This window comes from Pseudomonas sp. FW305-7 (assembly GCF_058786735.1).
The window spans coordinates 282,903-305,419 of sequence record NZ_JBYSZA010000004.1 but is presented as its reverse complement, the minus strand read 5'-3'; the positions used below and the strand labels follow the sequence as shown (position 1 = coordinate 305,419).

The following is a 22,517-nucleotide window of genomic DNA, read 5'->3' as shown; positions in this document are numbered from 1 at the left end:
CGGGTATGCCGTGTCCACGCAGGAGTCGTGAAATGGGCTGTCCGCAAGTTTGTGCCACCGCCACATTGCAATGCAGCTTCGGCGCCGCCCCGGCGATGCTCAACGTGCTGCCGGTCAACCGCACGCTGACCGGCGGGATGCCGGCGGCGAACATCATGGATCACATTCCGCTGGTTAATATCCTGCCGTTCGGCGTGTGCATGAGCATGGCCAACCCGATGGTCGCCGCAGCCACTGCGGCAGCGCTGGGCGTGTTGACGCCGATGCCGTGCATTCCGGCGACGGCCACGCCGTGGATTCCCGGCGGCGCGCCGACGCTGCTGCTTGGCGGGATGCCGGCGATCGACGCCAACAGCACGTTGATGTGTAACTGGGCGGGGGTGATCAAGATTGTGGTGCCGGGGCAGATGCAGATGCTCATTCCCTGAGCCATGTATTTGGCACGACATCAGCCCCCTCACCCCAGCCCTCTCCCGGGGGAGAGGGAGCCGAACGAAGTGTCTTACGTTCTACATCGACCTGATCGACCGAGTCGATTATGGATTCACAGCAAATCTTTCACGTCGGTGTAATTCGTCAATATTCCCGGATCGGTTCCCTCTCCCTCCGGGAGAGGGCTAGGGTGAGGGGCTTTTTTCAAGCCTGCTGCGGATCCGCCCACCGGCGGAACCACCAACGCACCCGCGAAATCGGTTTGCCATCCGCGCCCAACGGCCGCCCATCCTCGGCAAAACCTTGCTCTGGCTCCAGCAACTGGCCATTCACATAGCGCGCCTCCACCGCCGTTTTCCCGTTCGGATGAAAGCGCTGATAGCGCCCCTCACGCACGCCATCGCGATAAAACTCCGCCTCCGCCACTTGCCCATCCGCGAAGTAATTGAACGCCTCGCCATGCAACAACCCGCGCCGGTACGTTGCCTTGCGCTGCAAAAAACCTTCAGGAGCAAAAAAACTCGCGACGCCTTGCATCTTGTCGCGCACAAACGGCATCTGCGCCGAGACTTTGCCGTTGGGGTGATAGAGCAGCGACATGCCCTGCAACTCCCCCTGGCTGTAATTCAGATCGGCCTGTTTGCGCCCGTCATCCTTGATCTGCAAGGCACCGTCGAGTTGACCATCCTGCAAACGGCCCTTCATCTGTTTGTCATCTTGCTGCAAATCCAGCGGTGTGATTGCCATGCCTGCTCCTTGTCAGTTGACCTGCACGAGGCCGCCCTTGATGGTCAGCATGCCGCCGCCATCGACGGTCTGCGAGGCCGCGCCCTTGTTGGTCAGGCTGATACCGGCGTCGTTGGTCAGCGTGGTGCCAGCCTTGTTGTCCAGTGAAGTCCCGGCCTGATTGGTCAAGGCAGTTCCGGCCTTGTGGGTGATCGAAGTGCTGGCCGAGGTCGCCAGATCGGCGCCGCTCTTGATCGTGAAACTGCCGCCGCTTTGCAGGGTGAGGGTGCCGCTGACCTTGATCGTCAGGTTGCCGTCCACCGTCAGGCTGTAATCGCCGGTGACCTTGTCGGTGTAATTGCCGCCGGTGCTGTGGTTCTGATCGGCGCCAACCTTCACCGTGCGGCTGTCCTTCACATCGAGGCTGTCGCTGCCGGTCTGGATGGTGACGCTGCGTTTGCCTTTCTCCAGGGTCACGGTCTCGTCGCCATCCTTGACCGTGCGAGTGCGGGCATTTTGCACGGTGAGGGTTTCGTCATGGCCGACCGTGGCGGTCGTGTCGTTGAGCACGTTGATCTTCAGGTCTTTCTGCGCCTGCAAGAACACCTCTTCAGCGTCCTTCTTGTCCTCGAAACGCAACTCGTTGAAACCACCGCCACCCTTTGACGACTGGGTCTTGATCCCCGACTGCGTCTGATTGGCCGGCAGCGCATAGGGCAGGGCGTTGTCACCGTTATAGACGCAACCGGTCACCAGCGGCCGATCTGGATCTCCGTCGATAAACGTCACGATGACTTCCTGACCGATGCGCGGAATGAACTGCATGCCGAACCCCTTGCCACTCCACGGCAGCACCACGCGCACCCAGCAGGAACTGGTTTCATCGTTCTTGCCGTCGCGATCCCACGGGAACTGCAACTTGATCCGCCCGTATTCGTCGGTCCAGATTTCCTCACCGGACTTGCCCACCACAATCGCGGTTTGCGGGTGCATGCGCGGTTTGGGGGTGGTGCGTGGCGGGCGGAACGGAGTGGCTTTGGGGATTGCTTCGAAGCGGTTGCGATAGCTTTCGTGGCTGGCGTCATGGGTCACCCGCGTCACCACCCAATCGATGTTCAGGCTCGCATCGTCATGGCCGGCGAGGGTGAACCAATGCCCGGGAATCAACCAGCGACAGTCACTCTCGCCGACAAAGCGTTTTTCCTCACTGCGCAAACCGTCGACGCGTCGCTTGGTCAACGTATCGCCGCGTGCCTTGGCGTTGTAACCGCCGGGATGCTCATAGATCGAACGCGGCCCGGCCACCGCTTCGGCCTGGCCATACAGCGATGTGGTCGGCGTAGTGAATTCGTAATCCGTCGCCCGATATACCCCGGCGACTGCCTGCAAACAGACTTGTCCGGAGCGGATTCCGTGCAGTTCACGTTCGCCCAATCCTTGCCCCAGATAACTGACTTTCGGCCCGTTGGGGATCGGCACGAAAGCGTCGTTGCTGTCGCCGAGCACTAGCGTGTGTTTGCCGTCCTCGTGGGTGAAGAACCAAAAGATTCCTTCCTCTTCCAGCAGTCGCGAGACGAAGGCGAAATCGCTTTCGCCATACTGCACACAGTATTCACGCGGGGTGTAGCTGCCGGTCAGCGAGAGTTTGAAATCGGTGAAGCCGTGGGCCTTGAAGATCGTCGTGACGATGTCCGAGGTGGCGAGGTTCTGGAATACGCGGTTGTTGCTGGCGAGGGTCAGCCACCAGAGCCAGGGTCTAAGCACAAGCTGATAGCGTTCGGCAGTTGAGTCGGCCGGGAGCTGGCGGATCTCGGCGACCAGCGCGTCGAACGGGCGCAACTGCGCGTCGTTGTGCAGGGTAGTGGTGACGTGAGTGGCGATGGCGCTGCTCAGGGTGAGAGTTGCACCGTCGTTGAGATTGTTAAGAATTTGCGTGCCCAGCATGTTCAGTGCTTCATCGCCGGACAGTGACTCAGGGAATAACGCTGACAGCGAAGTCGCGGTGAGGGAGAGACTGGTGTTGCTGTCGGTGGAACGTGGCATGGGGTGGTCTCAATGGCTAAAACATTGAACTGCCGTCAACGGGGGCGGGGCCGAGCGACGGTGATACCGAGGCACCAGTCGATACCGGAGCCAGTAATGGAGGGGAACCCGAGGATGTCGAGGGAGAAGACGGCACAACACCATAGGTAAAAAATACCGGGAAATGATCACTTCTTACGGACATGCCCAGGCAGATTTTCTGGATGACGGTTGTGCGGTGCCTGACTGACTCTCCCGATACAACGGTGTTAGCACTGCCTTCGCAAACGGCGCTCCATTTCTCCAGTTCATGTACATAGGCATAGTCCAACAAGCTTAACTGTGCTGTTGGATGCCGAGGTTTTGCATCGATGGCATGGTTCCATTTGTATTCTTCTTCAAAATATTTTTTTGGCGTGAGATTAAGGAAGTGGCCAAACTCCTGCATGTCTCTTAATTCTCTGCTGGAGGAACTCACGTCATCACTCAGGATGCTGACATGTGTATACCCCGCACCTGTTGGCGTGAGTTTCTGCATTTTCATTATTGCGTCAGGCTTGCCATCAGTGGGTACGTTCAAATCGCCACCAAAAAAAACCAGTTTGACCCTCATGCCCTGAATGTAATTTATTGCGTTGACGATATTTCCCAGTGCCACGCAGGACGCGTTTGCATGATAGAAGCCATAACATAAATCGGTAGTTTTATGGTGAATAAGTAATGCTCCACGTTGCTCTTTGTCATCCAGTGGAACATGTTCTGAAATGTCGGTAAATTCACTGGCAATCGCGTTCTTTACAAAAACGATTGAACCCAATGTCGTGATTTTGTTTTTTGCGCTCTCGGGCTGAAGGATGCTTACTGGACTGTAATGTGCAGTCAGGTCCCTCACTAATTGGGTGTTGGCTGCGCCCGATTTACCTGTTTCGAACAAGGCGAAGATATCGGGCTTTCTTTGCTCAAGGTAATAAACCAGAAAGGCAAGTTTTTCTCTGTAAGCCTCGGATAGCGTCGAATTCTGTTCGTCGAAGTGTTGCGCGTTCCAAGTCATTATCGTGAGCGGCATTTTGATTTCTCACTTCGTTTTGTCAACTCGACGCACAGGTTGTGTATGCCGGCCTGCTGCGATTCTGAATTCCAATTGGCTCATTTATGGTGTCTCATTTGTAATGGGCAGTGGGTTGGCCACTTCCTGCAGGTTGGCAGCGGCGTTATCGATCAAACTGATAAACTTGGAGTTTTCAGGGTCTGGAAAGTAATAGCGGTGTAAATTGGGCACCGGCTGAGGGGTTGTTATCAACCGTGCCAGAAAACCAAAGCTAGAAGTAGGTCTGGATGAGAAGCCGAACAAATAAGAAGAACAGAAAGCGAAGAACTGGGAGTTGTTTATTTTCAAGAAAAGAATAGTAGCAGCCACAACTGACGGCATCGAGATGTGCACCTCTGCGACGACGACCTCTTCAAATGCGTTTCTTTGGTGGCTGTTACCTTTTTCGCAGTATGAGTTAAAATCGATGCTGGCAATTCTGGTTGTGCCCGGTAAGGGGGCAACGAGGCATTTACCGTTATTGTCATGCGTAAACAGCAAGCCATTATTAGCCTTGTCTACGCGCGCGACACAACCGCAAAAACCTCCTGATATTACGACTGTACCTATCGGCGCATCATAGGGGACCAGGCAGGAACCCGTTCCAAGGGTGCCATTGGTGGACTCGCCATTTGCATAATGAAAAACATACCAAGGACGGGTGCTGACAGCTCCTTTCGCCTTAATCATTATTCCATTACCTTCGGGGACGCTGATTTCTATTCCTCTAGGGACACTGACTTGCCCGTTGAGGCAAGTAGTTGCGTTGGGTGAAACATCGTCGGTGTCTTGGGTCAGTAAAATGGCTTTGCTTTTCAACAGGCTGTGAATGTTGGGGATGTTGAAATTTGTCGACAGCAAGGCATTCAGATGATTGAGCGCATTTGCCAGTTCTGTTTCTTTAGTGTCGGTGTGCGTATTTAACATAGTTCATCCTTGATTTTATTTGCACAGAACTGGAGGTGTCGTTTCTGTTACTCCAGCACCCACTCCGCCAACTTCCCCGTCACCTGCGTCATCAACACATTCTCGACATCCCGAGCACCCGCCGCGCTGCACTTGGCGAGCACTGCTTTAACGATTCCTGAATCAAACTCGAACTGTTTGCCGGTTGCAGCCTTGTATCGGCCGCGCAGTTTTTCCAACTTGGCGAGCACAATCCCTTCCAGCGTCGCTTCATCCAGCGGTCGATACGCGACCACGGTCATGCGCGCCAGAAACGCTGGGCGGAAGGCTTGCAGGAGGACTTTGTGCAGGGCCTCGTTGAAGGCTTCCGAGCCGAGTTGCGCCACGGGCGTATCCAGTAAAAGCTCCGCGCCGACGTTACTGGTGGCGAGCATCACGGTGTTCTTGAAATCCACCACCAATCCGGTGCCGTCCTCCATCAAGCCTTTATCGAAGACGTTGTAGAACGCCTCCAGCACATCCGGATGCGCCTTCTCGATTTCGTCCAGTAGCACCACCGAGTAGGGCTTGCGGCGGACGGCTTCGGTCAGTACGCCACCGCTGCCGTAACCGACATAACCGGGCGGCGCGCCTTTGAGTTGGCTGACGGTGTGGGCTTCCTGATATTCCGAAAGGTTGATGCTGATCAGATTGCGTTCGCCGCCATACAAGGCGTCGGCCAGGGCATAGGCGGTTTCGGTTTTGCCGACGCCAGTGGGGCCGACCAAGAGAAATACACCGACTGGCTTCTGCGGGTCGGTCAGCCCGGCGCGGTAGGCCTGCAAGCGCTGAGCGATGGTGTTGAGCGCGGTGCTCTGGCCCATCACTCGCTGGCCCATGCGTGTGCCGAGGGTGCGCACGGCGTGGGCTTCGTCGGCGAGCATCTTGCCGACGGGGATGCCGGTCCAGCCTGCGATGACAGCGGCGACGGTTTTGCTGTCGACCTGTTCCGGCACCAGCGGATCGTCCTGGCGAATCGCATCCAGTCCAGCCTCAAGGCGCAGTAGTTCGGCGGCGAGATGATCGATGCGACTGTCGGTGGCTTCATCGGGTTTATCACTGTCGGCGCGCTCGCTCAACGCCAGTAACTCGCGACGGGTTTCGAGCAGCTCGCGCACGGCGACACGCTCTTCACCCCAACGGGTTTCCAATTCGCGAATCGCTTGCACGTTGCTGGTCGATTCGCTTTCCAGCAGGGTAATTCGCTCACGGTGATCAAGCCCTGTGGCCTGTTCACGGCGCAGGCGTTCGACTTCATCCTTGAGGCTGTTCTGCCGATGGCGCAGGCTTTCCAGCGGAGGCGGTACGTCGTGCTGGCCGAGGGCGACCCGGGCGCACGCGGTGTCGAGGACGCTGATGGCTTTGTCCGGCAACTGGCGGCCGGAAATGTAGCGGTGCGAAAGCTTCACCGCTTCATGGATCGCCGCGTCGAGCACTTGCACGCCGTGGTGCTGTTCGAGTTTGGCAGCCACCCCGCGCAGCATTTCCACGGCGGTGATTTCATCCGGTTCTTCGACCTGGACCAGTTGAAAACGACGGGCGAGGGCCGGATCTTTCTCGAAGTATTTTTTGTATTCCATCCAGGTGGTCGCGGCGAGGGTGCGCAGTTCGCCCCGGGCCAGCGCCGGTTTGAGCAGGTTGGCTGCATCGCTGCCACCTTCGGCGCCACCGGCGCCAATCAGGGTGTGGGCTTCGTCGATGAACAGGATGATCGGTTTGTCGGCGCTGCGTACTGCGTCGATTACGCCTTTCAAACGCTGTTCGAACTCGCCTTTGACCCCGGCACCGGCCTGCAGCAAGCCGAGGTCAAGCACGCGCAAGCTGACTTCCTGCAACGACGGCGGCACGTCGCCGGCGGCGATGCGCAGGGCCAGACCTTCGACCACGGCGGTTTTGCCGACGCCAGGGGCGCCAACCAGAATCGGGTTGTTCTGGCGGCGGCGAAGCAGGATATCGATGCACTGACGGATTTCGCCATCGCGGCCAACGATCGGATCAATGCGCCCGGCATGGGCGTCGGCAGTCAGATCCTGGGTGTATTGGTCGAGAACCGAATCCTGTCGCGGTGCCGGACCTTTAGACGTGGCGGTTCGCGCACCGACGTGTTCGCGAGAGTTTTCCGTCCACTCCAGCAGATTCGCGCGCAGGGCCTCTTTGGGAATTCGCAGCAACGACGAAGCGCTGTTGAGCAACAGACTGCGGCGCTCGTCACGGTCGATCAACGCCAGCAACAACAGCCCGGAACGGATACTGTCGAGCCCCAGCACACTGGCCTGCACCACCGCATCTTCGAGCAAGCCCAACGTGTGCGACGACAGCGCCGGCGTGCGCGTACTGCCTGCCTTGAACAGATCCAGAGCCTTGTTGATCTCCACCGTCAGCGCATCGCGTTCCAGGCCGAAACGCGGCAGCAAAAAGGCAAAATCGCCACCCTCGATGTCGAGCAGTTCCAGCAACAAGTGCTCGATCTCGACAAAGTGATGCCCGCGTTGCAAACAGCGTTGCGCGGCGCGTTCGAGGGCACGGCGGTTGTCCGGATTGAGGCGTCCGATCAGGCTGGCCAGTTCCATTTCAGGTGATCTCCAGCTGACGAAGACGGGTTTCGATGCGTTGCACAGCGAGGCTGGCCTGACGTTGCAGGCCGCCATTCCAGCTCAGCAGGGCGGGGGCCTGACGGCCGAGTTTCATTGGCCCGGCACCGCGCACCAGCAGCACCAGTTTGACGTCCAGATCCGGACCGAAATACAGCGCTGCAAGGCTCGCCAGTGCCGGGTGCGCTTCGCCGTCCGGCAGAAAACGTCCGGCCTGCGTCGAGGACAGTGGCCCGAGTGTCAGGCGAATACCTGCGTGTTCATCCCAGACGCGCTTGCCGGCAACGGCCGTGCGTCCGAGTTGCAGATTGCGCCCGCCAGCCTTCATCAGGCTGCGGCTGGCCAAGGGAATCTCGCGCCAGGCACCTTCGTAAGCACTGAGTTCGACCGGCACTTCAAACTGCTCACGCACGATCGCTGCGAACCCGGCCAGCGAGCGGCGGCCATCGGCAAACAGCGCCGTACACGCGAGCACCGCGCAGTCAGGAATCGCCTGGCGTTCCTGCAAGGATTTGGGCAACAACCCGGTTAGCGCGCGCAGTTGCGCCTGCACTGGCGAGGCGCCCGGCGTGACAAAACCCAAGGCGATACGGTGCTTGCGCATCACCTTGTAAAGCAGGCTGAGCAGTCGATGCTGGAACAGATCGAGGAACTCGGCCGGCGCATGATCCTTCGCTCGCGCGCGCTGTTGCAGCCATTCCTGATAGGCGTAGGGCAGCGGGCCGTCGGGACCGCCCAGACCGAAGATCGGCGTGTCGAGGGTCAGTGGTTCGCCCGGCGCTTCCTGCAGGTTCTCAATCTGGCTGGTCGGAAACACAGGCGTCAGCGGCCCGCGCAGTTTCAACGCTTCCGCTTGTGGCGAGGTGCCGCTGCCGAGGGATTCGGCTTGCGGTTGTTCGCGCTCCAGCAACAGCAACGCCTGCAACAACTCGAACGCCTGCGGATCGCGGCGCAGACGCTGGCTCAGGGTCAGAGCGACAGGGGCATGCCGGCTTGCGGTTGCCATGCCTTGACCTCCTTGTCGGCCTGCATCAATACCGTGCGCACAAAGCGATTGGCCGTGGCGTACACCGAAAAGAATTGCGCCAGCACCGCCGAAAACAGCACCGCGCTGCTGCCGACAAAGTGCTGCGGATCAAGCTGCAGTTGCACCTCCAGCCCATTGCGCCAACCGCGCCAGGCATCGACGCCGACATGGCCGATTACCCGTTCGCAACTGATGCTCAGCAAGCCGTCTATCTGGCGTAAAGCGCTGGCTTCATCGCGCAGGTTGTGCAGATGCAGAATCTCTTTCAGTGCATCGAGCGCCTGCGGGCCTTCGACCAGCGATAGATGATTGAGGGTCAGTTGCGACACCAGCCTCCAGCGCGAATCACCGTCCAGGCGCGGCAAACTTTGTGGGCTCGGTGGATTGCGCAGACGTGCCCAAGCCACCGGGCCGGGACGCTCAAACCCTAGCGGCGTACCGGCGGGCAGACTTTGCGCCAGGTGACGATTGGTGCACAGCAACTCAGCGGTCAGGCTGTAATCGGGCAGATCGGTCTGTGGCTCGAAACGGGTGTCGACCATGTTCACCAACAGATCGCTGCCGAGCCGGTTCGGGGTCATGCCGCTGACCCGTCGGGCATGCCAGTAACGCTGTTGATCACCGCCGCTGTGCTGGCTGCCGTAATAGGCCGGCAGCCGTTGCACGCCGGCGCCGGAACTGGCGCGCATGCCGCGAATGCTGTGAATCTCGACGCTGTTTTCGCGGTGGCTGTCAGCGATCAAACGGTACTCGCTGCGGGTGCCGTCAGGGCGCAGCGGTTCGGACGTACGCGGGAACAGATTGATGACGGGCGCGCAGCCGAGAACGATATCGCTCGCCTGCAAATGCAGGCGACTGCTCGGCGCGCGATCAAAAACGATGTACAGATACAACGTCTGACTGTCGCTGGCTGCACCGCCCAGCGGCAGATCGAAGAAGTGGAATTTCTCAGGGCATGCGAAGTACTCGGCGAGCAGGCGCATGCCGGGATGTACACCGTCTTCGTCGGGCAGCAGGACCTCGTCGTCGGCAAAACCGACGATGTCAGGCAGTCCCTTCAGTACCGTGGGAACGCTGCCCGGCGACCCGGCCAGCACCTGCACCGCATGCGCACCGAGCAAGTCATACAGGCTGGCGTTGATCACCGGCGAGGCCGCGAGATGAATGCGCAACCGGTCGATAGCCAGTTCCGACCATTGGCTCTCACCCAGGCAACGCAAACTCAGGCGCAACGCCGAACGCGCCTGCGCGACAGCGGTCAGTGCCTGTGCTTCATCGCTGCCAAGCAACAGGGCTTCGGTCACTTCGATCGGCCACAAACGTACGGCGGCACTGGTGCGAAAGTGGATGCTTTCGCCTTTGCTGGTGGTGACAAACAACGGAGTGTCGCGGGGCAGGGGATAGCCGCCGTCGAGCTTGCCTTTGCTCGGGTCCGGCTCGAAATGGACGATGGCGCACGACGGCAACGGGCGCATGGCCAAGGGATAAAGCTGTTCGAGCAGCGCATCGCTGAACTCGGCGTAGTCGTCATCCAGTCGCCGTTGCAGACGCGCGGCCAGCAGCGCAAAACCTTCCAGCAAACGTTCGACATGCGGGTCGGGACATTCGCCGGGTGACAGTTCCAGGCGTCGGGCGACTTTCGGATAACGCTCGGCGAACTGACTCCCGGCATGCCTGAGCCACGTCAGCTCACGTTGGTAGTAATCGAGCAGTTGCGGGTCAATCGAGTCGCTCATGACGTACCTCCAGCCCTTCGCCGCCGGGTTCGATGACGAACGCCACTGGCCAATGCTGCAAGCCGCTGCGCAGTTCGCCCAACAAGCGAATGCTCAACCGTTGCGGGTGGTCGGGCAGGGGATTGACCTCAACCTCGCCTAACAACAGGCGAGGTTCGAAATGGGTGATTGCTTCGCGGATGTCTCGCGCCAGTCGCCGGCGGTCATCGCTGCGCTGCTGTTGCAGGGCGCTCCAGTCGGCGATGCCGTAATCGATCACGCTGGGTGGTGTGGTGAAGGTGCGCGAGCCACGGCGGGTGTTGAACAGGCGCGCCAACTCGGCAAGCACCGAGTCGAGCAGATCCTGCTGGTCGAACGCCTGCACGGCATCGTCCTCGCTCCAGGCAAGGCGTTCGAACAGTGGCGGGAGAATCCCGGTGCCGGCCATGGCTTATGCGCCCGGTCAGCCGGCCTTGTTCGCCGCCAGGTCCCACACGGTGCCCGCCGTGCCTTCCTTGGTGCCGTCGTCCTTTTGCGCGGTGAGTTCCCATTTGATCTTGGTGAAGTTCAGCGACAGGGTTTCCACCGGTTTGCCGCCCGTACCACCGCTGACGCTGACGTTGGACAGCACCACGTTGTTGAGGGTGTAGATGATGAAGGGCATCAGTTGCCCGCTGCCTTCAGCGGCGTTGCGGCCAATGGTGATTTTGGCTTCAGGGATCGGTTTGCCCGCGCAGCAATAGCTGTTAAGCGTGGGGGTGGAGCTGTCGACAAATTTGGTCAGGGTGAATTCGCCGATATGCGGTTTGCCGGAAGTGCGCTCCGAGTTGCTGACGTCGTTGGTCACCTGCATCGCGACGTTGTGGCTGTAGGACATGACTTCGATCTTGTCCGTATAACCCTCGAGCAGGCTGTCGCCTTTGATGTCGCCGCCGAGGTCGAGAATGATTGCATCCATCGCTTGAAACTCCTGAAGAAAATCACGTTAGGCAAATTGGGCTGAGCACTGAACCTGTGGCGAGGGGATTTATCCCCGATGGGTTGCGAAGCAGCCCCAAAAAATCAAGGGCCGCTGCGCGCCCCATCGGGGATAAATCCCCTCACCACAGGTGTTTCAATGGTCTTGAGAGACTGGCTCCCCCACCACAGGGAGGCATTCACTCAAAAATTGCAGCGATCAGGCCGCAACCGGTGGCGGCAACGTCGCCACCAGACGAATCGACGCCGTCAACTCCTCAAGCTGAAAGTGCGGCCGCAGAAACACCGTCGCCCGATACGCACCGGGCTTGCCGGCCACTTCGGTGACATCCACCCGCGCTTCCCGCAACGGGTACTGCGCCTTGATTTCCTGCGGGGCGTTGTCGTTGATCAGCACGTAGTCGGCGATCCAGTTGTTGAGGTAGGTCTGCACGTTGTCGCGGGTCATGAAACTGCCGACCTTGTCGCGCATGATCACCTTCAGGTAATGGGCGAAACGCGAGGCCGCGAGCACGTACGGCAACATCGCCGAGATCCGTGCGTTGGCATTGGCCTCGTTGGTGTTGTAGACCTTGGCCTTGTTGGTGCTCTGGCCGCCGAAGAACACCGCCACGTCGCTGTTTTTCTTGTGGCACAGGGCGATGAAGCCGAGGTCGTTGAGTTCCTTCTCGCGACGGTCGGTGATCGCCACTTCGGTCGGGCATTTCAGCGACAGGTCGCCGGAGCTGGTGCGGAACGTGTGCGCCGGCAAACCTTCGACCGCGCCGCCGCCTTCAGCGCCACGAATCGCCGCGCACCAGCCATATTTGGCAAAGGCTTCGGTGATGCGTTGCGACAAGGCCCACGCGGCGTTGCCCCACAGGTATTTACTGTGGTCGGTGCCGTTGACGTCTTCGACATAGTTGATGCCTTCCACCGGCGCAGTGTCAGGGCCATAAGGCAGGCGCAGAAGGAAGTGCGGCAGCACCAAAGACACATAGCGCGAATCTTCGCTTTCGCGGAACGAGCGCCACTTGATCAGCTCCTGGCTCTCGAAGACTTTCGACAGATCACGCGGTACTGCCAGCTCGGTGAAGCTGGTCATGTCGAACAGGCGAGGGCTGGCGGCGGCAATGAACGGCGCGTGCGCTGCGGCGGCTACGTTCGACAGTTTTTCCAGCAGGCCGATGTCCTGCGGATGCCGGCCGAAGGTGTAGTCGCCGACCAGCAAGCTGAACGGGTGGCCACCGAAGGTGCCGTATTCCTCTTCGTAGATTTTCTTGAACAGTGCGCTCTGGTCGAATTCGACGGCTTTTTCCAGGTCGTTCTGCAGCTCTTTCTGGGTGACGTTGAGCAGGCGCAGTTTCAGCCGGGTACTGGTTTCGGTGTTCTGCACCAGCATGTGCAGGCCGCGCCACGAGGCTTCGAGTTTTTGCAGGTCGGGGTGATGCAACACCTCGTTGAGCTGGGCGCTGATCAGTTCGTCGATCTGGCTGATGCGGTCGTTGATCATCGCCACGGTGTCCTTGTCGATGGCCATGCCTTCGTCAAGAACCTGGGTGGCGAACTCAGCGAGCATGTCGCGGGCGTAATCCTGCTGACTGTCATCGTGGGCCATGCGGCCCTCGGCGATGATCCGGTCGAGCAGGGATAAAGTTTCGGCTGCAGCATTTTCGCTGGCTTGATTCTGGGCGGCGGCGGGCATGGTGAGTTCTCCCCTCGATTAAGTGGACGATCAGGCTTGCGGTTCGGCCGGCGCCTCGGCATCAGCTGCCGGGGTAGCGGTGTCCGGGCGGGCCGATTTGATTTCCTGCAGGCCTTCGGTGTTGGCGATGACATCGCGCAGCAGCTTGTCCAGGTCATCGTTGCCGTCGAGTTTGGTCAGCAGATCGCGCAGACGCTGGCGGGCCTCGAACAAACGGCGCAGCGGCGTGACTTGCTCCACTACCTTGACCGGGTCGAAGTCGTCGATGTGTTTGAAGTTGAGTTCGATATTGAGCTTGCTGTCGTCGCCGCTGAGGGTGTTGTTGACTTGCAGCGTGGCGCGCGGGCCGATCGAGGCGAGTACCTCGTTGAAGTTGTCGCGGTCGATTTCGGTGAAACGTCGTTCAGTCAGTTTTGCCAATGGCTCGAGCGGTTTACCGGAGAGGTCGGCGAGGATCCCGACCACCAGCGGCAATTCCTTTTTCTCGATGGCGTTGCCGATTTCGACGTCGTAGGTGATTTGCACTCGGGGCGGACGCACCCGGTCGAGCTTGTGTTGAGTACTTTCTGCCATGACGGCGGACTCCGATGCGATGAGCGGGCGCAATGCATCGGGGTGGCCCGTTCATCGCTTTCCCTTGCTGGACCGTAGGTTAGAAAGGGAGGCAGATGACCTGTCGTTCCTTTGACAAACCTTCCTCATTCGGCTGTAGGAACCGAACTACCCAAGACGCTAGAACAGGTCTATAAAAATGCAAGGAAAAACATTTTTGGACAGATTCGGGAAAAGGAAAATTCATTTTGTGTAGACGACTTTTTCTAACGTGGGTGTTGGCACTGCTGGCGGGCTGTTCTTTCTTCGGGCCGAAAGTCGACCTCGACAGCCTGACCCTCGACGTCGCGCCCAAGGCCAATGACGACACACCGATTGCCGTGGATTTCATTGCGGTCAACGACCCCGATCTGCTCAAGCAGTTGTCCGGCATCAGCGCCAGTCAGTGGTTTGCCGAGCGCGAGCAGTACCAGCGCGACTATCGTCAGTTGATGAGCGTATGGGGACTGGAGCTGGTGCCGGGGCAATTCATCGACCGCCAACCCTTCCCGCTGGGGGGCAAGAAGGCCTCTGGACTTTTAGTCTTCGCCAGCTATAACACTCCCGGAGCGCACCGATTGCGCCTCGATGATCAGAGTGAGGCCTGGCTCAAATTCGACAGTCGTGAAATGAGTCTGGTCAGCCAGAAAAACTGAAACACACCGCTCGCCGCCGGCTGGCGGCAGGGTCGAAAGGAGTCGTATGAGTCTGCTACCTGACGCGGTTTGCTGGCACGAAGGCATGCAATTGCTGCCGCAGCATTTTCAGTTGCAAGGGCTGCGAGCCGAAGCGCTCGGTGCGCATCTGGCGCAGGCGTGTAATCCATGGTTCTGGGGCGTCAGCCACATGGAGTTCGACCCGTCGGCGCTGAGCGCCGGCGTGGTGCGAATGTTGTCGCTGCAAGGGACGATGCCCGACGGTTTGCCGGTGGATTTGCAGGCGGGTGTCGGGCCGACGCTGGAACTGGATGTCAGTGCCGCAATCAACGCCACCGACGATGCCACTGTCACCGTGTATCTGGCGATCAGCCCGATGTGGCGTGCCGGGCAATTGCTGCCGCTCAAGGGCCGCTTGCAGTCGGTGGTCGGCGAGGCGTTGCCGGATCTCACCAGCGGTGAATTCCCCGAATCGATCACCGTGTGGCGACCCAATCCACGCCTGTGTACGCAACTGAACAAAGCCGATTCAATCTGCCTGCCGCTGCTGAAAATCCGCAAGGAGGGCGGCGGCTTTCTGCCGTTGGCATACACGCCGCCAGCGCCGGTCCTGTTGCCGGAATCTGTGCTCGGACGCCGCATCGCCGGGCTCTGTGCACGGGCGCGGGAAAAATGTCTGTTTCTCGGTGGCCGTTTGCGGCAGGCGCAACAGGCTGGCAACCAGGACGATGCCTTGGAAATCCGCCGCCAGTTGACCGCGTTGTGGGCGCGGCTGCCGGAAGTCGAAGGCACGCTGAACAGTCGCATCGCGCACCCGCAAACCTTGTATGTGCATTTGCTTGGCCTCGCCGGCGCATGGTCGGCGCTCGATCCGTTGGCCGGCGTCCCGGCGTTCGCACCACTGGATTTTCTTGAGCTGCAGCGCGGTTACGACGCCGTGCTGCAATGGCTGGAAACCACCCTCGAACTGATCCGCGCCGGCTATCGCAGCCTGCCGTTCGAGCGCGGTGAACAGAGCTTTTCCATTCAATTGCCGGACGAGCAACCGAGCCAGCGTCTGGTCGTTGGTCTGCGCATGCCCAATGGTGCCAGCGAGCAAGCGGCGATCGACTGGTTGCGCGGCGCGATCATCGCCTCGGCACCGCACATTGCGTTGCTCAGTCGCCAGCGCATGAGCGGCCTGGCCCATCAGGCCATGAGCCGCAGCGAGCAGGTGGCCTATAGCGTCGGCGAAGACACGCGACTGTTTGTGATCACGGCCGAGGGCGCCTGGTTCGACGCGCAACTGCCGCTGATGATCGCCGCCCCCGCTGCAAAGCTGACCAGCAGTCCGTGGCAAGTGGTGCTGTTTGTCGCGCAGAACAGTGAAAGTGCCTGATCACACAAGGAACGCCGTATGTCGCAAGGAAGTGCCGCAAGCCTGGGGTTGCAAGACGCACCGTTGAGCAGCGCGTTCCGCCAGACATGGCAGCAATGGCAACAGGACTGGGTGCAATTGCCCAAGGACAGCGAAGACGAAGCGGTGCTGGTCGAGACCGTGGTCGAGTTGTCCACTCAGGCTTCGCAACGCTTGTGGCGCACTGCGTATTCGCGGGTCGGCGACTCGGCGACCGAGCAGGTCAAGGCACTGGTATATGCCTTCGTCGCCCTGGTCGACGAAACCCTGTTGTTTGCGCCATGGCCGGGGCAGGCGGCATGGCAGGACAAACCACTGGAGTCGCGTCTGTATTCCAGCCGGCAGGCCGGCGAGCAAGTGCCGGCGGCGATTCAAACCCTGCTCGATGAACAGCAACCGACCGCCCGCGATCTCGCCAACGTGTATTTGCAGTGCCTGATTCTCGGTTTCCACGGGCGTCTGCGCGGCGAGCACAGTCAGGCGCAACTGGAGAAATGGCGGTTGGCGCTGTTCAACTTTGCCTGGCAGGACGAGGCCTCTTATGAAGGTGTCAGCCAGCGACTGGTGCAGCCCTCGCTGGTCACACCGTTGCAGTTGCCGGTACGTACAGCGCTGCCGGACGGTTTTCGTCTGGCGTTGGGGATTCTGGCGATGGTGCTGGTGTTGACCGGGCTCGGTCAGTTTCTCTGGCGTGACATTCGTTCTGAGTTGGAACCGGTATTGCAAATGACCGATTCGGTGACGCCCGCGGAGCAAGACTCATGAGCACCCTGACGATTGTCGCGTGGGTCTTCGCGTTACTGTTGTTGCTGGTCATCATCGCCGTGGCAGTGTGGTGGCTGCGCACCCAGAGCGGCGCGGCGATCCGCAGTTTTTATGCCTCGGTGCGGCACATGGAGCAGGAGCAGGGCAGTCGCGACCGCTATCAGATGCCGTGGCTATTGATGCTCGGCGACGAAACCCAGGGCACGCAACTGGTCAGCGAATGGCGTTTGCAGCCGACCGACAAACCGGCGTGGTTCGGCCGCTGGTGGTCGGACCCCGAAGGCGCGGTGCTGGTGGTGCCGCAGGCGTTGTTCCTGCCGGACGACGGCATGCATTTGCAGCGCGGCGGCTGGTGGCGGCTGCTCGGTCTGATCTTGCGTTTGCGCAGTAAACGGCCGCTGGACGGGGTGATCTGGACAGTGCCGGTGAGTCGCCTGAGCAATCTCGAACAAGCCGCCAGCCTCGGTCTGGCGGCGCGCCGGCGCTTTATCGATCTGCTGCAACGCTTCGGTTTGAGCGTGCCGGTGTACGTGATCATCACCGGCCTGGAAGAGTTGCCGGGATTTCAGGAACTGATCAGTGCCTTACCCGACGAGGCCCGCGAACGCACTTTGGGCTGGTCGTCGCCCTACGCGCGTGACGCCGTGTGGCAAGGGCAGTGGAGCGATCAGGCGCAGGATCGAATCCACCGCGCCGTGGCCGAAGCGGTGATCGAGGTCGGCACCTTGTCCGGCCATTTGAGCGCGGATCTGTATGCGCTGCCGGAGCGTCTGGAAACCCTGCGCCGTGGTTTGCAGAGCGTGCTGGAGCCGGTGTTTCAGGGTAATGCACAGGGCGAAGCGCCGTGTTTTCGCGGCGTGTATTTCACTGCCAGTCAGGCGTCGAAAGATGCCAGAGATGGTTTTTCCGCCGACGACAGCGGCTTGCAACAAAGCGTGTTCGTGCGCCAGTTGTGGCGCCAGCGGCTGGTCGGCGAGCGCGGTCTGGCCCAAGGTGTGCCGCGCCTGCTGCGTTTGCGTCAGCGCTGGCAGCGGATCACCGCTGGGGTCGCACTGGTAGTGGGCGTGGTCTGGGCGGTGGCGATGCTGTGGGTGTGGAATCAGTCGGTCAAGGATGCCCATGAACTGGCGCGGCTGATGCAGAGTGCGCAGAAGAGCTACGTGGCGGTCACCGATGACGCGCATCGGGTCGAGCCGACTCGGCGCAATGTGCAGAGTTTCTGGCGGGTGCTGGAGCGCGCCCCGCACTGGCACTACATTTCGCTGGCGTTTCCGACCTCATGGTTTTCCTCGGTGGATGTGAAAATCGAACGGGCACTCTTCAAGTCTGCTCAGCGCCAGATGGTCCAGCCGTTGCACCAATTGCTGGTCGCCGAGCTTACGAAAATCAAGGCGATCCGCAGTACCGATCGGCGCACCAGTGTGGAAAGTGAGGACCCGGCGCAGTGGCAGAATTATCAAAAGGCTACGGATCTGGTAGATCGGGCGTTGCGTCTGGAGCAGCAGAATCAATTGTTTGCCGAGGTGCAGAACAGTCAGCGGGCGCCGCTGGACGATCTCGTGCAACTGAGCAATAGCGCGCTGTCACTGAATCTCAATGCGGCGACCGTGCCGCATTCCGCGTACTACAACCGTTTGCTGGCGGCGGGGGATGGCGGTGATGTGCAAGCGCTGGATCTGAGCGTCGAGCGCCCGTTGGTCACCAGTAACTTCAACGGGCTGATGCAGCGCTGGCTTGATCAGTATTTTCTTGCCGAGAACTTCGTCAGCAAGGCCGGCTACCTCAAATTGCATCTGGAACGACTCGAGGCTGGCAGCGGCAACAGCCTCAATGAGCTGGAAGACTTGCGTGCGTTGATCGATGACCTGCAAGCGGCGGTTGCCCTGACCAACTCGACGTGGAGTCGCGGCAAGGGCCAGGAACTGGTGCCGGGTTATCGTGAGTTCCTCGACAAGGTGCGCAAAAGCACCTTGCTCGGTCCGGTCGTTGAGCAGCAACTCGATCAGCAGGCTGGCAAGTTGCAGCAGAGTTTCCGTGATCAGTGGATCGCCCAGGTTGGTTCACGCGGCAATCTGTTGATCCAGCAAGGCAGCGGGCAACTGGCGTTGCAGGAACACGTGGTCAAGCTCAACAACGCCGTGCAGGCGCTGTTCAAACGCGACTTTGTGTCGGTGGCCATGCGCGCCAATCAAAACAACGTCAACCTGCAAGGCCAGACCGTGGATGGCGATGATCTCAATACCTCGCTGAATTACTTCACCGGTTATAAAAGCTATGTCGCCGAAGAGTTGCCACGCATCCCGCCGGCCTATCGCGAGGCATTGCTGCAAACGGCTGAAGCCGCCGCCGCTCAGGCAATGTGGTTAAGCCTCAAGGATCACAACGATCAGACTCATCCGTACGCGGTGTTCAATGTTCAGGCCGAGCAGGCCATGGCCTTGCAAAAGGCCTTCGTCGAGGTGCATCGCAATGATCTGGCCGCGCGTCTGCAAGGTGCGTTGAACCGGCGGGCAATGGCGCAGGTTGTCAGTGGCCTCGATGAAATCACCGCGCAACCGCTGTTCGCGGGGCGTACTGAAATCAGCCAGTGGGACGGCTCGAAAAACCTCGGCCTGCAACTGTACGGTGCCACTGATGTGCAGGACTTGAAACTGAGCCTCAAGCAGCAGTTCAACACCATGCTCGGCATCACCGAGCGACGCCAGTCGGCGTTGCAGTGGCTGATGACCCAACAAGGCAATCTGTCGGCGCTGGATTACGAGCGCGTGACGCAGTTCAGCGCGCTCAATGACGAACTGCTCAAGTACAAGGATGCCAACCCAGCCAGTTCGCCGGCACAGATCGAGCAACTGGTCAGCCGCGATTTCATCGACATGGACACCGCGTCCTGCGTGCAGGTCTTGCAAACCGCCAATCTGGTGGGCGGGCGCGGAACGCTGGCGATGCGCGCGGTGGAACTGCAACAGGCGGCGATGCAGCGCTGCCAGTTCTTGCAACAGCAACAGGCGGCAGCGGCGTGGAATGAACTGGCCAACTATTTCAATCAATACCTGGCCGATCGTTTTCCGTTTGCCAACGGCGTGCAGGCGCAAGATGCCGACCCGGCGCGGGTTCAGCATTTCCTCGAAATCATCGATAAACGACTGCCTGTGGCGCAAGCCGGACTGGTGCTCAGCCAGACCCCGGAACGCCTAGCGGCGGAAGATTTTCTCAATCGCTTGAAACAGGCCAGCATTTGGCTGACGCCGCTGTTCGTGCGCGACAAGAGCGGCATCCTCGGCGTCGAACTGGACGTGCGCTGGCGCACTGATCGCGATGATGAGAAGGGCGCCGATCAGGTGATTGCCTGGGGCTTGCTCGCCGGCAGTCAACAGATCAACTATCCGGTCCCGGCCGAGCAACCGAATCTGCGCTGGATGGTCGGCCAGCCCATCCGCCTGACCCTGCGCTGGGCGCGTAACGGCAAGGAGCGGCCGGTCAACGACCCGTTGCAACCGAACCTGGTGGTGCGTGATCTGGAGGCCGGTTGGGAGTACGGCGGGCCGTGGTCGCTGTTGCGCCTGATGCGCGCGCATTTCTCGGTACAGCGCCAGCCGAGCATGGATTACACCGAGTTTCCGCTGACGTTGCGTTTGCCCGTGACGGCGTCCAGCGACAGTGTCACCAGTGACTTCACGCGGATGTTCGTGCGCCTCTCGCTGATGAGCCAGGGCTCGAAACTACCGTTGTCGATTGCACCATTGCCGACCCGTGCGCCGCGCTCGCCGTTTCAGGTGACCGGCACCACGGCTGCGCTTGAAGCCCAAAAGGAAAATCTGTGAGCCTGCCATCGACCACGTTGCCGGATCTGATTGATCAGTTGCTCGCGCCGATCAGCGCGGACGCGCCGTGCGGCGTCGACTTGCGCTATGAACGTGAGTTCGACCAGTTGCGCGACCTGCGCCGCGAGGACGACGCCAGCCTGCCGACCGGAGTCTGGCAGTCGACACTCAAGCGGGCGAACTGGCCGGACGTCGAGAAACTCGCCATCACGCTATTGCTGGAACGCAGCAAGGACCTGATGCTCAGCGCCTGGCTCGGCGAGGCGTGGCTGCATCTGCAAGCGCTGGACGGCTTGCCCGGCAGCCTGGCGCTGATCGCCGGTTTGTGTGAGCGTTTTCCCGAGCAACTGCATCCGCAGGCAGAAGACGGCGACCAATCGTGGCGGGTGATTCCGCTGGAATGGCTGGTGCGTCGCTACAGTGAAGTGCTGCTCACGCGGGTGCCGCTGTTCGGCAGCCGCAACAGCGATTTTGAGGCTTACACCCTGGAAGTCTGGCGGCGCTTGCAGGTTCACCAGGTGCAGACCAACGACAGCAAAAACGCCAAGACCCTGGCGGAAACCGCGCGCAACGAACAGAAGAAACTCAACGAGCAGATCCGCGCCACGCCGCTGGCGTTCTGGCTGCGTACTCAGGGCAATCTGCTGCTGAGCCTGCAACACCTGCAACGGCTCGATAGCTGGAGCGATGCCTATCTGGGCGATCAGGCCCCGGGGCTGCACCCTTTGCAGGACACCATTGAAGCGCTGCTGACCCTGGTTCAGGAGTTTATCGCCATGCACCCACAACAACCGGCGCCGCCACCGCCGTTGGTCGAAGCGCCCGTGGTGGTCGCGCAATCAGACGAATCCGCGCCGCTCGCGCAGGCCTTTCGTGAGCCGGCCAGTCGCGAAGAGGCATACCGGCAATTGCTGCTGATCGCCGAATACCTCGCGCGCACCGAACCTCACAGTCCGGTGCCCTATCTGATCCGGCGCGGAGTCGAGTGGGGCAACAAGCCGCTGAGCGAATTGCTCGGCGAGTTGATCAGCGCCGACGCTGAATCGCGGCGCCTGTGGACGTTGCTTGGGGTGCTTTAGTGTACGCGCTGGTTGTTGACCCTCGGCGGCAACTGAATCGGCGTGAGCACCGGTTGCCCGGAAAAGAACGCCACGAGATTTTTTCCCACCAGTTCCACGGTGCCTTGGGTGGCTTCCGGTGACAGGCCGGCGACGTGGGGCGTGAGCAGCACGTTGGCCAAGGTTTTCAGCGCGTCCGGCACTTGCGGCTCATGATCGAAGACATCCAGCGCCGCGCCGGCAATGCGCCGTTGTTCGAGTGCGGTGATCAAGTCCGCCGTGGCGATCACACTGGCCCGGGCGATATTGACGATGAACCCTTTCGGACCCAGCGCATCGAGCACTGCACGCGTCACCAGATGCTGCGTGCCGATCCCGCCCGGCGTGGCGACGATGAGAAAGTCCGACGCCCGCGCCAGTTCGGTCGGCGTCGAGCAGAACGCGTAAGACACCTCACTGCGCACCTGACGGCTGTGATAGCTGATGTCCATATCGAAACCGAGGTTGGCGCGCTTGGCAATCGCCAGGCCCACCGCACCGAGGCCGAGAATACCCAGGCGCTTGCCGGCGAGTGACGGACGCATGATTTTCGGCCATTCGCCACGGCGCACGGCGGCGTCACAGCGCGGAATATCACGCACCAGCGCCAGCAGCATGGCCATCGCATGGTCAGCCACCGACGAGGCGTTGACCCCGGCGCCGTTGGTCACGGTGATCCCGCGATCACTGGCGGCTTGCAGATCGACCTGCTCGTAACCGGCGCCGATCACCGTGATGATTTTCAGCGCGGGCAGGGCGGCGATTTCGTCGGAGGTCAGGCCCAGCGGGCCCCGGGTCAGCACCGCGTCGATGCGCGGGCCGTGGGTGGCGATGGCTTGCGCACGTTCGGCAGGGGTGGGGGCGAGGATCAGGTGAAAGCCCTGATGCTCGAGAATCGGCAAGTAATCATTGATGGTTTCAACCAGTACCAGAACGGTTGCGGGCATTGCGCGGCTCCTTTGATCGTCGGCGGTTCGGTCGCGA

Annotated in this window: 18 protein-coding genes; 6 read left to right on the top strand and 12 right to left on the bottom strand. The window is 60.4% G+C overall.

Features of this window, described 5'->3' with window-relative positions; translation table 11 throughout:
- The first annotated feature begins 32 nt into the window (after positions 1 to 32).
- Positions 33 to 428: a DUF4280 domain-containing protein gene (locus AC3WMT_RS08350; RefSeq protein WP_103303324.1), complete on the top strand. Its 396-nt coding sequence runs from the start codon at positions 33 to 35 to the stop codon at positions 426 to 428.
- A 208-nt stretch (positions 429 to 636) separates the two neighbouring features.
- Here AC3WMT_RS08350 and AC3WMT_RS08345 read toward each other — a convergent pair whose 3' ends face one another.
- The 11 genes from AC3WMT_RS08345 to tssB all read right to left on the bottom strand — a co-directional run bounded on the left by AC3WMT_RS08345 (position 637) and on the right by tssB (position 13,780).
- A complete protein-coding gene (locus AC3WMT_RS08345; RefSeq protein ID WP_103303325.1) occupies positions 637 to 1,179 on the bottom strand; it encodes a toxin-antitoxin system YwqK family antitoxin in 543 nt (180 codons plus the stop codon).
- A 12-nt stretch (positions 1,180 to 1,191) separates the two neighbouring features.
- A complete protein-coding gene (locus tag AC3WMT_RS08340) occupies positions 1,192 to 3,201 on the bottom strand; it encodes a type VI secretion system Vgr family protein (RefSeq protein WP_103303326.1) in 2,010 nt (669 codons plus the stop codon).
- 16 nt (positions 3,202 to 3,217) lie between these two features.
- The gene (locus AC3WMT_RS08335; protein ID WP_103303327.1) at positions 3,218 to 4,246 is read right to left on the bottom strand and encodes an endonuclease/exonuclease/phosphatase family protein; all 1,029 of its coding nucleotides are present in this window, start codon (positions 4,244 to 4,246) and stop codon (positions 3,218 to 3,220) included.
- Between the two features lie 84 nt (positions 4,247 to 4,330).
- Positions 4,331 to 5,194 (bottom strand): hypothetical protein, encoded by an 864-nt coding sequence (locus tag AC3WMT_RS08330; protein WP_103303328.1) that lies wholly within the window; start codon positions 5,192 to 5,194, stop codon positions 4,331 to 4,333.
- 47 nt (positions 5,195 to 5,241) lie between these two features.
- Positions 5,242 to 7,782 carry a type VI secretion system ATPase TssH gene (gene tssH, locus AC3WMT_RS08325; RefSeq protein WP_103303329.1) on the bottom strand — a complete coding sequence of 847 codons (2,541 nt, stop codon included), beginning with the start codon at positions 7,780 to 7,782 and terminating at the stop codon, positions 5,242 to 5,244.
- Position 7,783: 1 nt separating this feature from the next.
- On the bottom strand, positions 7,784 to 8,809 hold the full coding sequence (gene tssG, locus AC3WMT_RS08320; protein ID WP_103303330.1) for a type VI secretion system baseplate subunit TssG: 1,026 nt from the start codon (positions 8,807 to 8,809) through the stop codon (positions 7,784 to 7,786).
- Positions 8,773 to 10,566, bottom strand: coding sequence for a type VI secretion system baseplate subunit TssF (gene tssF / locus AC3WMT_RS08315; protein ID WP_103303331.1), 1,794 nt, complete (start codon positions 10,564 to 10,566; stop codon positions 8,773 to 8,775). Before tssF ends, tssG begins: the two co-directional genes overlap by 37 nt.
- Positions 10,550 to 10,993, bottom strand: a complete 444-nt coding sequence (tssE, locus tag AC3WMT_RS08310) for a type VI secretion system baseplate subunit TssE (RefSeq protein WP_103303332.1) — start codon at positions 10,991 to 10,993, stop codon at positions 10,550 to 10,552. Before tssE ends, tssF begins: the two co-directional genes overlap by 17 nt.
- Positions 10,994 to 11,008: 15 nt before the next feature.
- On the bottom strand, positions 11,009 to 11,503 hold the full coding sequence (locus AC3WMT_RS08305; protein WP_103303333.1) for an Hcp family type VI secretion system effector: 495 nt from the start codon (positions 11,501 to 11,503) through the stop codon (positions 11,009 to 11,011).
- 219 nt (positions 11,504 to 11,722) lie between these two features.
- Positions 11,723 to 13,207 carry a type VI secretion system contractile sheath large subunit gene (tssC, locus tag AC3WMT_RS08300; RefSeq protein ID WP_103303334.1) on the bottom strand — a complete coding sequence of 495 codons (1,485 nt, stop codon included), beginning with the start codon at positions 13,205 to 13,207 and terminating at the stop codon, positions 11,723 to 11,725.
- Between the two features lie 30 nt (positions 13,208 to 13,237).
- Entirely contained in the window at positions 13,238 to 13,780 is a 543-nt protein-coding gene (tssB, locus tag AC3WMT_RS08295; protein WP_064117633.1) for a type VI secretion system contractile sheath small subunit, read from the bottom strand.
- A 227-nt stretch (positions 13,781 to 14,007) separates the two neighbouring features.
- Here tssB and AC3WMT_RS08290 point away from each other — a divergent pair, with 227 nt between their 5' ends.
- From AC3WMT_RS08290 to tssA, 5 genes are read left to right on the top strand one after another with little or no spacing between them, the layout of a single operon-like run.
- Positions 14,008 to 14,454 (top strand): type VI secretion protein, encoded by a 447-nt coding sequence (locus tag AC3WMT_RS08290; protein ID WP_103303335.1) that lies wholly within the window; start codon positions 14,008 to 14,010, stop codon positions 14,452 to 14,454.
- 46 nt (positions 14,455 to 14,500) lie between these two features.
- Entirely contained in the window at positions 14,501 to 15,832 is a 1,332-nt protein-coding gene (tssK, locus tag AC3WMT_RS08285) for a type VI secretion system baseplate subunit TssK (protein WP_103303336.1), read from the top strand.
- A gap of 18 nt (positions 15,833 to 15,850) precedes the next feature.
- Positions 15,851 to 16,615 carry a DotU/TssL family secretion system protein gene (locus tag AC3WMT_RS08280; RefSeq protein ID WP_103303337.1) on the top strand — a complete coding sequence of 255 codons (765 nt, stop codon included), beginning with the start codon at positions 15,851 to 15,853 and terminating at the stop codon, positions 16,613 to 16,615.
- Positions 16,612 to 20,436, top strand: coding sequence for a type VI secretion system protein (locus AC3WMT_RS08275; protein WP_103303338.1), 3,825 nt, complete (start codon positions 16,612 to 16,614; stop codon positions 20,434 to 20,436). Before AC3WMT_RS08280 ends, AC3WMT_RS08275 begins: the two co-directional genes overlap by 4 nt.
- Positions 20,433 to 21,515, top strand: coding sequence for a type VI secretion system protein TssA (tssA, locus tag AC3WMT_RS08270; RefSeq protein ID WP_103303339.1), 1,083 nt, complete (start codon positions 20,433 to 20,435; stop codon positions 21,513 to 21,515). The genes AC3WMT_RS08275 and tssA overlap by 4 nt, the downstream gene beginning before the upstream one ends.
- On the opposite strand, the gene AC3WMT_RS08265 is transcribed toward tssA, so the two are convergent.
- Entirely contained in the window at positions 21,512 to 22,480 is a 969-nt protein-coding gene (locus AC3WMT_RS08265; protein WP_103303340.1) for a 2-hydroxyacid dehydrogenase, read from the bottom strand. The two genes, tssA and AC3WMT_RS08265, sit on opposite strands and share 4 nt — an antisense overlap.
- Positions 22,481 to 22,517: the final 37 nt, after the last annotated feature.